Genomic DNA, 13,722 nt, shown 5'->3' on the forward strand with positions numbered 1-13,722 from the left:
GAAATCCTCCTTTCTTCAGTTAGGTATATACACATACAATATGCAATAAAAGGGAAGAAGGTTAGTTTTTGAAGTGAAAACCTAAACTAAAGATGGATTTTACTTGTAGATTTCGATATAATGTAGACTTGACTGATTTGTGCGCGCAGTAGAAATTTTAGAAAGAAGGTGTAACTTATGACACAACAAACTTTTACACAGTATGATTTTAAACCATTTTTAATAGATGCAGTTCGTGAACTACGCTTTACAGAGCCGACAGGAATTCAGCAGAAAATTTTCCCGGTCGTGAAAAAAGGTGTAAGTGTAATTGGACAATCCCAAACAGGTTCTGGGAAAACACATGCATACTTACTTCCTACATTAAACAGAATTAATGCAAGTCGTGAAGAAGTACAACTTGTTATTACAGCGCCTACTCGTGAGTTAGCACAACAAATTTACGAAGAAATCGTGAAATTAACAAAGTTTTGTGCGGAAGACCAAATGATTACAGCACGTTGTTTAATTGGTGGAACTGATAAACAACGCTCAATTGAAAAGTTGAAAAAACAACCTCATATCGTAGTTGGAACACCAGGACGTATTAAAGATTTAGTAGAAGAGCAAGCATTATTTGTTCATAAAGCAAATACGATTATTGTCGATGAAGCAGACTTAATGCTTGATATGGGATTCATTCATGATGTAGATAAAATTGCAGCACGCATGCCTAAAAACTTGCAAATGTTAGTTTTCTCTGCAACAATTCCTCAAAAACTAAAACCGTTTCTGAAGAAGTATATGGAGAATCCAGAGCATATTCATATCAATCCAAAACAAGTTGCAGCTGGAAACATTGAACACTATTTAGTGCCTTCTAAACATCGTAATAAAATTGATTTAGTGCATAAAATGCTACTTCAATTTAAACCGTATTTAGCAGTTGTTTTCACGAATACGAAAAAGATGGCAGACCAAGTTGCTGATGGATTAATGGAACGCGGCTTAAAAGTTGGACGAATTCACGGGGATTTATCACCACGTGATCGTAAAAAAATGATGAAACAAATTCGTGACCTTGAATTCCAATATATTGTTGCGACTGATTTAGCAGCACGTGGTATTGATATTGAAGGGATTAGCCATGTTATTAACTATGAGCTACCATCAGATTTAGATTTCTTCGTTCACCGCGTTGGAAGAACAGCACGTGCGGGGCATTCTGGTATTGCAGTGACGATATATGATCCAGCAAACGAAGAAGCGTTAGATAGTTTAGAAAAACAACGTCATATTGAGTTCAAGCATGTAGATTTACGCGGAGATGAGTGGGCCGATTTAGGTGAGCGTCGTCGTCGTAAGAGCCGTAAAAAACCAAATGACGAACTTGATGTTATGGCAACGAAAGTTATTAAAAAACCGAAAAAAGTAAAACCAAACTATAAACGTAAACTTGCAACAGAACGTGACAAAGTGAAGAAAAAATATGGCAATAAAAAAAGATAAGGGGTTTCCCTTATCTTTTTTTTATCCCGCTATTTGTGGGAGGTGTAATCAATATGGATAGAAAAGTATTGATTAAAGTTTCACTTAATCCAGCTAATTTAAATGAAAAGTATAGTCTGTATAAATAGTCATATAAATTTGTGTAGTGCATCTTTTGTGAACAAACAATTCACTACATATTTCTACAAATTATGCTATCATTATATCTATTGTATATTGAAGAGGTGATTGTATGTTAAAGATTGGATCTCATGTTTCCATGAGTGGTAAGAAAATGTTATTAGCAGCAAGTGAAGAGGCTGTTTCATACGGTGCAACAACGTTTATGATTTATACAGGTGCACCGCAAAATACACGAAGAAAACCAATTGAAGAATTGAACATAGAAGCAGGAAGAAAACATATGGAGCTGAACGGAATTGAGGAAATTATCGTCCATGCGCCGTATATTATTAATGTTGGGAATACGACGAAGCCAGAAACATTCCAATTAGGCGTAGACTTTCTTCGCATGGAAATTGAAAGAACATCGGCATTAGGTGTAGCGAAACAAATTGTTCTTCACCCAGGAGCGCACGTTGGTGCTGGAGCGGATGCTGGTATTCAACAAATTATTAAAGGGCTTAATGAAGTATTAACGCCAGAACAGACGGTTAACATTGCGTTAGAGACGATGGCAGGAAAGGGAACAGAATGCGGTCGTAGCTTTGAAGAAATTGCAAAAATTATTGATGGTGTAAAATATAATGAAAAGCTATCTGTATGCTTTGATACATGTCATACGCACGATGCAGGATATGATATTGTAAATGACTTTGACGGCGTATTAAACGAATTTGATAAGATCGTTGGTATAGATCGTTTACAAGTACTTCATATTAATGATAGTAAAAATATACGCGGAGCAGGAAAAGACCGTCATGAAAACATTGGATTTGGTCACATTGGGTATAAAGCATTGCATCACATTGTACATCATCCACAGTTAATGCATGTACCAAAAATTCTTGAAACACCGTATGTAGGGGAAGATAAAAAAGATAAGAAGCCGCCATACAAATTGGAAATCGAAATGCTGAAAAACGGCACTTTTGATGAAGGGCTTCTTGAAAAAATTAAAGCGCAATAAGGAGGGGGAAATCCCCTCCTTATTTTAGTAGTTGCTGAAATAATGTATTTACTTGTTGGGCAGTGGCAGGGGAAGTTACTTTTGCGATTTGTTTTAAGAGCTCTAGTCGCTCGTTGTTATCGTAAATATTAATATTTTTACCCTTCATAAGTAAAACGATTTGATCAGCTTGTGCGGCTGTAATGGGAACTTCATATTCTTTGCTATATTTTAATAACTCTTTTGTAGAAATATGATTTAATTTTTTATTAACAATTTGTTTAATGAGGTTCATCTTATTATCCTCCTTCACGCGTTCTTCTATCGAAATATATGAGCATATAGCTTGTACATATTCGTATGGAGTTTCTTTTTTCATGAGGAAAAGAAGCGTATGTTATAATATAAGGACAAAACTACAGAAAAAGAGTAAAGGGAGGACTTATGGAGCAAAAGCAACATCGAAAAGAAAGTGTTATTCATCTCATTTATCGTTTAGTTATGATTATTTTTGGAGCAGCATGCGCGGCGGTAGCAATTGAACTATTTTTAATGCCAAATAAAATTATTGATGGTGGAATTATTGGTATTTCTCTTATATTAGATTATCTTACTCCTAACATTTGGTGGTTAAGTTTTTCTACTTTAGTCGTTGTTCTCAATATCCCATTTATGTATTCCGGTTATAAGCAAATTGGAAAAACATTTATGTTATCTTCGACATTTGGTATTGTAGCATTAGCTTTCATTGAGTCAACGTTACATGCGGTACCACCATTTACAACAGAACCTATTTTAGCGACAGTGTTTGGTGGTCTTATTTTAGGTCTTGGTGTAGGACTTGTAATTCGTCATGGTGGATCGCTAGATGGAACTGAAATTATGGGGATTTTATTAACGAAGAAATTACCGTTCTCTGTTGGTGAATTCGTAATGTTTGTGAACTTATTTATTTTTGCATGGGCAGCATTTGTGTTTGGTGTGGAACAAGCGATGTATTCTGTTATGACGTACTATATCGCATTTAAAACGATCGATACAGTAATTCAAGGGCTAGATGAAACGAAGGCGGTTTTAATTGTATCTGATCAATATGAGGAAGTATCAAACGCGATTTTGCATCGTCTTGGCCGTGGAACTACAAAGCTTGTAGCGAAAGGTGGTTACACGGATAAAGAAAAAGAAGTTATTTATGCAGTTGTAACGCGTCTAGAAGTGACGAAGTTAAAATCAATTGTGCATGAAATTGATGAAAATGCGTTTGTTACGATTATGAGCACGCAAGAGACAAATGGTGGTAAGTTTAAATCGGCTATTCACTAAAAAGTTTATAGGAATATTTTTCGAAAGCAGAGAATTTTTCTCTGCTTTTTGTTATAATAGTAAGGTTTCTTGAAAAAATAGATATATTTTAGGCAGATTGGTTTACAACTATAATAAGCTGTACTATAATTCAAATAGATATAAATCGGAATCATTCTGAATTAAAATAGGTGAGATGCTATGAATAATATATTAGAAATTGAAGGTTTAACATTCCGATACGAAGATCGGAATGTGTTAGAAAATATTAATTTGCAAGTTCCGAAGGGAGCTTTTTTAGGTTTAGTGGGACCGAATGGTTCAGGTAAATCAACTTTACTTAAGTGTTTATTAGGTGTTTTAAAGCCAAAAGAAGGAAGCATTCGCGTGTTTGGCGTTGATAGTAAGAAGTTTAAGGAATGGAACAAAGTTGGTTATGTATCCCAAAAGGCAAATAGTTTCAATTCTGGTTTTCCAGCAACTGTTTCTGAAGTTGTGTCAATGGGACTTGTTTCGAAAAAAGGGCTTTTTCGCTTTTTCACAAAAGAGGATAAGAAAAAGGTAGAAAAAGCAATTGCTGATGTAGGGATGAGTGAGTTTCAAGGTCGTAACATTGGAGAGCTTTCTGGTGGACAGCAACAGCGTGTATTTATTGCTCGTGCGCTCGTTAGTGATCCTGAATTGCTTATTTTGGACGAGCCTACTGTTGGAATCGATGTGAAAAATGTGGAAAGTTTTTACGAAATATTAGAGGATTTAAACAAAAGGCTCGGGATCACATTAATTCTTGTTACTCATGATATGGGAGCTGTTACTGAAAAAGTAACACATGTTGCATGCCTAAACCAACATCTACATTTCCATGGAAATGTAGAGAAGTTCCGAGAGTTAGAAGATGCAGAAATGTCCGTCTTATATGGACATCATGTTCATCGTTTAGAACACGAACATGAGCATCACGGGAGGATATAATGATACAAGATTTTTTACAATATGACTTTTTACGTAATTCTTTATACGCAGGTATTTTAATTGGACTTGTTGCACCGCTAATTGGTGTGTTTGTTGTTATTCGTCGTTTATCTCTTATTGCGGATGCATTAAGTCACGTGACGTTATCGGGTATTGCAGCAAGTTTATTACTTGAAAAAACCATTTTTACAGGTGGGTTTTTAAACCCCTTATATATGGGGATGATTTTCTCGATTGGTGGAGCGCTACTAATCGAAAAGTTACGAACTGTATATAAGCACTATCAAGAATTAGCAATTCCAATTATCCTTTCGGCAGGTATGGGGGTTGGAGTTATTTTCATTTCACTTGCAAATGGATTTAACACAGACTTATTTAGTTATTTATTTGGTAGTGTCAGTGCTGTAACAAGTACAGATTTAATTATTATTGGGATTGTAGCAATTGTTGTTGTTGCGACAATTATTTTATTATATAAAGAGCTGTTTCTATTATCATTTGATGAGGAATACGCAGTATCAACTGGTTTAAGAGCGAAATGGATTCACTTTATTTTCATTATATTAGTTGCTCTTGTCATTGCAGTATCAATGCGTGTAGTGGGGGTTCTTCTTGTATCATCATTAATGACGTTACCAGTTGCAGCAAGTATTCGTATTGCTAAAGGATTTAAACAAACAATTTTCTTTTCCATTTTATTTGGTGAAATTGCAGTAATTGGTGGAATGTTTGCTTCGTATCAACTTGATCTAGCGCCAGGTGGTACAATTGTTATGATAGCAGTTCTTATTTTAATCGGTGCGATTTTATGGAAGAAGAAAAAAACTGCATAAAGTAGGGATAGGTATGAATCTAACAGAAGCTTTACGCCTAATGAAAGAAAAAGGATACAAACATACTGGAAAAAGAGAAGAGATGCTCAGATTATTTGCAGCACATAATCGTTATTTAACTGCGAAAGACGTTTTAGAGCATATGAAGGACGATTATCCGGGGCTTAGTTTTGATACGATTTATCGTAACTTAACAGTTTTTGCTGAGATTGGTGTTTTAGAACAAACGGAATTAAATGGTGAAAAACATTTTCGTTTTACTTGTTCTATTATGGAACATCATCATCATTTTATTTGTTTGGATTGTGGGGGAACGAAAGAGATTACTTCCTGCCCAATGGATTTTATGAATAAAGATTTTACCGGTTATGAAGTAACGGGTCATAAGTTTGAAATATATGGTCGTTGTCCAAAATGTGCAAAGTAAAAGCTCGTCGGTTAAACTGACGAGCTTTTTTACGTAGAAAAGAAGGTTGCTCACAAATATTGTGGCAACCTTCTTTTTATTGTTCTTGTGTCTCTTTTTCTTTTTCTCGTTCAGCAGCCATTTCAGCAGCAATTACGTCGATTTCTTTTTTCAGTTCTTCTACCATTGTTTCTTCTGGTACTTTACGAACGACTTGCCCTTTACGGAATAATAATCCCTCTCCACGTGCACCGGCAATACCGATATCAGCTTCACGAGCTTCACCAGGGCCATTTACAGCGCAACCAAGTACTGCAACTTTAATTGGTACTTGAAGTGTAGAGATGTATTCTTCCACTTCGTTAGCGATGCTAATTAAATCAATTTCAATACGACCACAAGTTGGACAAGAGATAAGTGTTGCTGCGTTAGACGCAAGACCGAATGATTTTAATAGTTCACGAGCAACTTTTACTTCTTCAACTGGATCAGCACTTAATGAAATACGTAGTGTATTTCCGATGCCTTTATTTAAGATTGCTCCAAGACCAGCAGCACTTTTTACAGTTCCGGCAAACAATGTTCCAGATTCTGTAATACCTAAATGTAATGGATAATCAAAAGCACGAGCAGCTTTCTCGTATGCTTCAATTGCTAAGTTAACATCAGAGGCTTTCATAGATACGATAATATCGTGGAAATCTAGGTCCTCTAAAATTTTAATATGATGTAGCGCGCTCTCAACCATACCATCTGCAGTTGGGTACCCATACTTTTCTAAAATATGACGCTCTAATGAACCAGCGTTTACACCAATACGGATTGGAATACCGCGCTCTTTTGCTGCATTTACAACAGCTTCTACTTTATGGCGACGACCAATGTTACCTGGATTGATACGTACTTTATCAATGCCGCCTTCAATTGCTTTTAAAGCAAGGCGATAATCAAAATGAATATCAGCAACAAGTGGAATGTTGATTTGTTTTTTTATATCAGCAATAGCATCTGCTGCGCGTTCATCTGGAACGGCAACGCGGACGACTTGACAGCCGGCTTCTTCTAAACGCTTAATTTCAGCAACTGTTGCTTCAACATCATGTGTTTTTGTTGTTGTCATACTTTGTATAATTAATTCATTATTACCGCCGATTGTTAAATTACCGACTTTAACTGGACGTGTTTTTGTACGATGAGTCATTTCATTCACGAATAGATCGCTCTCCTTATAAAAGAAGTTTCTTATTTAGTCCCTCATATCAATGATAGTATACGTGATATAGGGCTATAGAAACCGAAGTACTCGGTTTCACTTTTACTATTGTATCAGCGCCTTTATGTAATTGACAAGGATTAAGTGATAGCTTATTGATATAAGGGGAATTTATAAGACTTTCCAATTTGTATTTTTGTAGCAGATGTACTTTTGTTTAATTGTTTAAAGTCGTCAATGACTTTTTCTATGGAAGGAATTTTTTTCTTGCTAATTTGTTCTGTAATAGAAAGAACTGTCTCACCAGTTTTTACTTCAATTGTTTTATAAGATACATCCGTTTCTTTTTCTGTTTTGTTCTCTTTATTCTGCTGACTGTCTGTGTTTTCTTTTTTAATCGTTTGAGCAGCAGTTGTTTTTTTATATGAACTTAACATCGGTAAAGTACCGATTTTTATATCGTAATAAAATATATAACCGAGAACAAGCACGAATAGGAATATACCTAATCTCTTCATATTCTTCACTCCTTTGCTAGGAATATATGCTTGTCCAAAAAAAAAATGCCTATTTAGGCATTTTTTTTCGTTCTTATTTTTCTTTCGGTTTTGGAACTTCTTTAATCGTTAAGTACAGAACAATTAAAACAACTGCGATATAGATGAATGTTGATCCAGGTACGACAATCTTACATGCATCCATAATCATAAAGAAGATTGTTGGGATTGTGTAGCTGTATGCAGTTAGTGTCCAAACTTGTTTATAGGATAGTTTACGTTGACCGCTCATAGCAGAACCGATGAACGCAAGTAAAGTCACACCTACAAAAGTGATGAATAATTGGAATAGGTACACTAAGAATCCAATAACAAATAATAAAATTGGATAAATATTATCGAATAAAGAAATAAATTCTTGTAGATCTTTTTTCTCAAGAGATGCACCTAACAAATCGTTATAAGAATACGTTTGTATTTGACCATTTCCCATAGAGACTACTTTATCTTTTAAAACAAATAAACCTGTTTTATTTTGATATTTTTCTAGGTCTGTTGAATTTGGATCAAATACGAAAAGTGCATTTCCTTCTTCTTTTTCAATAGGTTGATCAATATCGGCTTTTAGTTCGCCATTTTCAATTTTAAAATCAGGTAAATCTTTATCGATGACTTGATTTACCATGCTTACACCATCTTGGATAAAACTACCGTACAAAAAAGTTCTTGGAATAGTAGTAATTAAGCAAAGTAGCATAATATACAAAATGGTTTTACCGATTTTTTGAAAACGGAATAGCGCCATATCTTTAGGCGAGTATATGCTTTTTACGAATTGGGTAAATATGGACATAGATTCACTTCCTTTATGTATGTATAAAATCATTGTAACGTAGTAATCTAGAGAATCTCAAGATATATTATATTTACATATAGTGGAGATAACTAAATTTCTTTTATTAACTTTCTTCTTTTAAATAAGAAAAATACAATTGACACTTTTCTTTTCTATATGGTAAATTTATCTTACATTTCTTAAAGAGCATATCCGATAGGAATTCCTTTATTTGATATGTTGTTACATACATAATTGTGGACCCTTAGCTCAGCTGGTTAGAGCAGACGGCTCATAACCGTCCGGTCGTAGGTTCGAGTCCTACAGGGTCCATATCCATTTCACATGTTTATTATGTTAGCAGGAAGCTTCCTTGTAGAAGGAAGCTTTTTTTACGGAATATATGAGCATTTTAATTGAAAAGAAGTGGGAATTTTGCTACTTTAATGATAGCAAGACAATGTGATTTATTTGTTTGCACCCTATGGCAATTAGGGTAGAATGAAGTTGTATGTCACTTAAGTGGCAATACATAAACTGGGAGGAATATAACAATGGCAAAACACGAATTACCAAATTTACCTTATGCGTATGATGCTTTAGAGCCTCACTTTGACAAAGAAACAATGAACATCCATCATACAAAACATCACAACACGTACATTACAAACTTAAACGCTGCTTTAGAAGGTCATGCAGAATTAGCTGACAAAAGCGTAGAAGAATTAGTTGCAAACTTAAACGAAGTACCAGAAGGAATCCGTACAGCAGTACGTAACAATGGTGGCGGACATGCTAACCATACATTCTTCTGGACAATCCTATCTCCAAATGGCGGAGGACAACCTGTAGGTGAACTTGCAACTGCAATTGAAGCAAAATTCGGTAGCTTCGATGCATTCAAAGAAGAATTCGCAAAAGCTGGCGCAACTCGCTTCGGTTCTGGTTGGGCTTGGTTAGTAGTAAACAATGGTGAGTTAGAAGTAACAAGCACTCCAAACCAAGATTCTCCTTTAACTGAAGGTAAAACGCCAGTTATCGGTTTAGATGTTTGGGAGCATGCTTACTACTTAAACTACCAAAACCGTCGTCCAGACTACATCGGTGCATTCTGGAACGTTGTAGATTGGAACGCTGCTGAAAAACGTTACCAAGAAGCAAAATAATTGTAACAAATATAGAATAAGCTAGGGGAGAGCCCCTAGCTTTTTTCTATGCTTTCCTTTTACATAATTGGGCTTGTCTTTGGAAGACTAGAACATGAAGTAAAGGAGAGTTGTGTATGAAATGGAAACATATAATTGGTGACGTTGAAGTGAATCGGGATTTAGTGTTATTGCTCCTTATAGGAGGTTTATACACGCTCGCAATTTCTTTATCGAATACGTTTGTAAATATTTATTTATGGAAACAAACACAAAATTATGTGAATCTTGGCTTGTATAATTTAGCCAGCGTGGTATTACAGCCTCTCACATTTCTTGTAGGGGGGAAATTAGCGAAACGTATCGATCGCTCGATTTTATTACGAATAGGGGTAGGAACGCTCGCAATTTTTTTTATCGTTGTCTTAGTAGCAGGGAAAAGTGCTTCTCAGTATATTCTATTAATGGGGGCTCTTTTAGGAGTAGGATACGGTTTTTACTGGTTGGCTTTTAACTTATTGACATTTGAAATTACAGAACCAGAAACAAGAGATTTCTTTAATGGGTTTCTTGGACTTCTTACATCCTTCTCTGGGATGATTGGACCAATAGCAGCAGGATACACAATTTCACGTATGGAGAAATGGAGTGGCTATACTGTTATATTCTTTCTTTCATTAGTTCTATTTGCAATTGCTGTCGTCTTAAGCTTCTTTTTATCTAAAAGAGAATGTGAAGGGCGTTATGAAATCGTGCAAGTATTGAAAGAACGACGGATTGATAAAAATTGGGGAAAGATTACACGAGCTCATTTTTTCCAAGGATTGAGAGAAGGAACGTTTATTTTTGTCATTTCAGTATATGTTTATTTAGCAACTAATAGTGAGTTCGCATTAGGGAAATACAGTTTAGTGAACTCTGCTGTATCCTTTGTATGTTATTACTTAGTTGCTCGTATGTTAAAGAAGGAGTGGCGAAAAAAAGCAATTTTACTTGGAGGCATTATTTTATATGCTGTCGTCTTTTTAGTTATTTTCAATGTTACATACACGAAATTACTTATTTATGCGGCATGTATTGCAATTGCATATCCTATTTTACTTGTTCCGTACGGATCAATGACATATGACGTAATTGGTAGAGCAAAAAATGCGAGAGAATGGCGTGTGGAATATGTCGTTGTTCGGGAGCTGTGGTTAAACGCCGGAAGAATCTGTTCCATTTTAAGTTTTTTATGTGCTGTACTATTCTTTCCACCTGAAAAAAGTTTACCTTACTTATTATGTATTTTAGGTGCTGGACATTTTCTTATTTATTTTGCAGTTAAAAATGTCAAATATGATGAGGGAAATGCGAGTAAAACAAGTGTTGTAACGCAAGGGAACGCGCAAAACCAAACTGAACCAGAAGGTTAACTTCTCGTTTGTTTTATGCTAGAATAGAAAAAGATGTAAGACAGCAGTGAGGACACCTGTATGAGGGTGTCCCTTTCACATTACATAGCTGTTGGTAGAGGGGGTTTGTATGAGCAAGAAGCAGAAGCAAAATAAGAAAAAGACCCACGTTCCTTTTCGATTAAACGTGTTGTTTTTCTGCGTGTTTTTAATGTTCTCCGCGGTTATTGTAAGGCTCGGATATGTACAAATTGTTCGCGGTGAAGAATATAAGAATGAAGTGGAGAAGAAAGAAAACTCAACGATAAGTAATCCTGTACCGCGTGGGAAAATATTTGACCGTTATGGGCGACCTGTAGTAGATAATGCAGCCATTCGTACTATTACATTTACAAAAATGAAGGGATCAACTGCAGAGGATCGCTTAGAAACAGCGAAAAAGCTAGCAGATTTGATTGAAGTACCGACAGATAAATTAACAGATCGCGATAAAAAAGATTATTGGCTTGCTATGCATAAAGAGGAAGCTAAAGAAAAAATTACGAATAAAGATCGTCAAGAGTTTAAAGATAAAAAAATTGATGATAAAGAATTAGACGAGCGTCAGCGAAGTCGTGTAACAGAAGAAGAGATTAATCAATTATCCGCCAAAGATCTAGAAATACTAGCGATTAAGAGTAAGATGGACGGCGGATATGCAATGACACCTCAGGTTATTAAAAAGGATGCTACAGAAAAGGAATATTCGATTATTAGTGAAAACCTAGCAGCATTACCAGGTGTAGATACGAATGTTGATTGGGAGCGAAAATATACGTACGATGATTTATTCCGAAGTGTACTTGGTGGGGTGTCGACATCTGATGAAGGCTTACCGAGAGAAAGACTAGATTACTATCTTGTTCGTGATTACAATCGAAATGACCGAGTAGGAAAAAGTTATCTTGAACAACAGTATGAAGATAGCCTGCATGGTACGAAAGCAGAAGTTAGAAATGTTACAGATAAAAACGGTAATATTTTAGAAACGATTAATGTATCAAAAGGACAAAGTGGTAATGACCTGAACTTAACAATTGATATGGAATTACAAAAGCGCGTGGAAGATATTCTTGCGAAGAATTTAATGAGGTTTAAAGGAAGTGAACCTCTTTTAGATCGCGCATTTGTTGTAATGATGAACCCAAAAAATGGTGAAGTTTTATCTATGGCGGGGAAACAATTAGTTAACGAAGATGGTCAAACGAAAGTAAATGACTTTGCATTAGGTACCATGACAAGTTCTTATCCGATGGGGTCAACTGTAAAAGGTGCAACAGTACTTACTGGATATCAAACTGGTGCGATTCAACCAGGGGCAGTACAATTGGATGAACCAATTAAATTAAAAGGTACACCTACGAAGTCGTCTTGGAAAACGATGGGATACATTAATGACCTTACAGCTTTAAAAATGTCTTCTAACGTTTATATGTTTAAAACAGCGATGAATATCGCCGGTGTTCCATATGTGAGAGGTGGTACGTTAGATATACCTCAAAAAGCATTTGATACGATGCGTTATTATTTCGGACAGTTTGGACTTGGTGTAAAAACAGGAATTGATTTACCGAATGAATCTGCTGGTCAGATGGGTAAGAGTAGTCAACCAGGTTTCTTACTAGATTTATCAATTGGACAGTATGATACGTATACACCGCTTCAATTAGCGCAATATATTTCGACGATTGCCAATGGTGGATATCGTATGCAACCACAAGTTGTAAAAGAAATTCGTCAACCGGCAGTGAAACCAGATGAAGTTGGGAAAGTTGTTCAATCTATGGAACCGAAAGTATTAAATCGTATTGATATGCCAGAATCCCAAATTAAACGTGTTCAAGAAGGATTTAGACAAGTGTATAATGATTCAGGTGGTACAGCTACAAAGTACTTTACAGGTGCAAAATATAAAGCTGCTGGGAAAACTGGTACAGCTCAAACTGTGTATGGTGGAGATAAAGAGATTGGTAGAAATGCAAAAGGTGAACGTGTGGAAACATATAACTTAACATTAGTAGGTTATGCGCCACTTGAAGATCCAGAAGTAGCATTCTCTGTTGTCGTTCCATGGGTACATGATGATAAGACTGGTATTAATGGATATATTGGTCGTGAAATTATGGACGCTTACTTTGATTTGAAAAACAAAGAAGTAAATGGTGAAGCTCCAAAAGATGATAAAGACAATAAAAACAAAGATCAAGATGATGAATAAAAAAGTTGTAAAAAAGCACACTATATGAAAAGATAGTGTGCTTTTTTTTATGGTTTATGCATATCGTGTAATAAATGTGGACAAGTATACAACATTTAAAAAACGCGGCCCTATAAATGATACTTGTATATGGTGGGATAGGGGATAAATATTTTATAGGGAAATCATCAGAGGAAATGAATAGCTACTACTGAATTAAAATTGTATCGTATGTTGATTTTTGTGGAACTTTACAAAACTTTTACAAACAATTAAAACCGAATTAATAGTTT

13 protein-coding genes and 1 tRNA gene are annotated in these 13,722 nt (G+C 35.5%); 10 read left to right on the plus strand and 4 right to left on the minus strand.

Going from position 1 to position 13,722, the window contains the following annotated elements:
- The first annotated feature begins 177 nt into the window (after positions 1-177).
- Together AC22L0_RS15295 and AC22L0_RS15300 are read left to right on the plus strand one after the other, a co-directional pair.
- The gene (locus AC22L0_RS15295) at positions 178-1,488 is read left to right on the plus strand and encodes a DEAD/DEAH box helicase (protein ID WP_000194015.1); all 1,311 of its coding nucleotides are present in this window, start codon (positions 178-180) and stop codon (positions 1,486-1,488) included.
- A 232-nt stretch (positions 1,489-1,720) separates the two neighbouring features.
- Positions 1,721-2,617 carry a deoxyribonuclease IV gene (locus AC22L0_RS15300; RefSeq protein WP_000912456.1) on the plus strand — a complete coding sequence of 299 codons (897 nt, stop codon included), beginning with the start codon at positions 1,721-1,723 and terminating at the stop codon, positions 2,615-2,617.
- Between the two features lie 19 nt (positions 2,618-2,636).
- On the opposite strand, the gene AC22L0_RS15305 is transcribed toward AC22L0_RS15300, so the two are convergent.
- Positions 2,637-2,891, minus strand: coding sequence for a DUF2624 domain-containing protein (locus AC22L0_RS15305; protein ID WP_001048954.1), 255 nt, complete (start codon positions 2,889-2,891; stop codon positions 2,637-2,639).
- Positions 2,892-3,040: 149 nt separating this feature from the next.
- On the opposite strand from AC22L0_RS15305, the gene AC22L0_RS15310 reads away from it, so the two are divergent.
- The 4 genes from AC22L0_RS15310 to AC22L0_RS15325 all read left to right on the plus strand — a co-directional run bounded on the left by AC22L0_RS15310 (position 3,041) and on the right by AC22L0_RS15325 (position 6,130).
- A complete protein-coding gene (locus AC22L0_RS15310; protein ID WP_000435963.1) occupies positions 3,041-3,919 on the plus strand; it encodes a YitT family protein in 879 nt (292 codons plus the stop codon).
- 180 nt (positions 3,920-4,099) lie between these two features.
- Positions 4,100-4,870, plus strand: coding sequence for a metal ABC transporter ATP-binding protein (locus AC22L0_RS15315; RefSeq protein WP_001059662.1), 771 nt, complete (start codon positions 4,100-4,102; stop codon positions 4,868-4,870).
- Positions 4,870-5,703, plus strand: a complete 834-nt coding sequence (locus tag AC22L0_RS15320; RefSeq protein WP_000613815.1) for a metal ABC transporter permease — start codon at positions 4,870-4,872, stop codon at positions 5,701-5,703. Before AC22L0_RS15315 ends, AC22L0_RS15320 begins: the two co-directional genes overlap by 1 nt.
- Positions 5,704-5,716: 13 nt before the next feature.
- The gene (locus AC22L0_RS15325) at positions 5,717-6,130 is read left to right on the plus strand and encodes a Fur family transcriptional regulator (protein ID WP_001054516.1); all 414 of its coding nucleotides are present in this window, start codon (positions 5,717-5,719) and stop codon (positions 6,128-6,130) included.
- A gap of 76 nt (positions 6,131-6,206) precedes the next feature.
- On the opposite strand, the gene ispG is transcribed toward AC22L0_RS15325, so the two are convergent.
- The 3 genes from ispG to yqgB all read right to left on the minus strand — a co-directional run bounded on the left by ispG (position 6,207) and on the right by yqgB (position 8,672).
- The gene (gene ispG, locus AC22L0_RS15330; protein ID WP_153577907.1) at positions 6,207-7,310 is read right to left on the minus strand and encodes a flavodoxin-dependent (E)-4-hydroxy-3-methylbut-2-enyl-diphosphate synthase; all 1,104 of its coding nucleotides are present in this window, start codon (positions 7,308-7,310) and stop codon (positions 6,207-6,209) included.
- 164 nt (positions 7,311-7,474) lie between these two features.
- Positions 7,475-7,840, minus strand: a complete 366-nt coding sequence (yqfZ, locus tag AC22L0_RS15335) for a protein YqfZ (protein WP_087967306.1) — start codon at positions 7,838-7,840, stop codon at positions 7,475-7,477.
- A 73-nt stretch (positions 7,841-7,913) separates the two neighbouring features.
- Positions 7,914-8,672: a protein YqgB gene (yqgB, locus tag AC22L0_RS15340; RefSeq protein ID WP_000021899.1), complete on the minus strand. Its 759-nt coding sequence runs from the start codon at positions 8,670-8,672 to the stop codon at positions 7,914-7,916.
- Positions 8,673-8,913: 241 nt separating this feature from the next.
- Here yqgB and AC22L0_RS15345 point away from each other — a divergent pair.
- The 4 genes from AC22L0_RS15345 (at position 8,914) to AC22L0_RS15360 (ending at position 13,450) form a co-directional block, all read left to right on the plus strand.
- A tRNA-Ile gene (locus AC22L0_RS15345) sits at positions 8,914-8,987 on the plus strand.
- A gap of 221 nt (positions 8,988-9,208) precedes the next feature.
- A complete protein-coding gene (sodA, locus tag AC22L0_RS15350; protein WP_001052035.1) occupies positions 9,209-9,820 on the plus strand; it encodes a superoxide dismutase [Mn] in 612 nt (203 codons plus the stop codon).
- Between the two features lie 116 nt (positions 9,821-9,936).
- Positions 9,937-11,214 (plus strand): MFS transporter, encoded by a 1,278-nt coding sequence (locus AC22L0_RS15355; RefSeq protein WP_000871386.1) that lies wholly within the window; start codon positions 9,937-9,939, stop codon positions 11,212-11,214.
- A gap of 109 nt (positions 11,215-11,323) precedes the next feature.
- Positions 11,324-13,450, plus strand: a complete 2,127-nt coding sequence (locus AC22L0_RS15360; RefSeq protein WP_000038982.1) for a peptidoglycan D,D-transpeptidase FtsI family protein — start codon at positions 11,324-11,326, stop codon at positions 13,448-13,450.
- The last annotated feature ends 272 nt before the right edge of the window (positions 13,451-13,722 follow it).

Source organism: Bacillus sp. LQ01 (assembly GCF_057624735.1).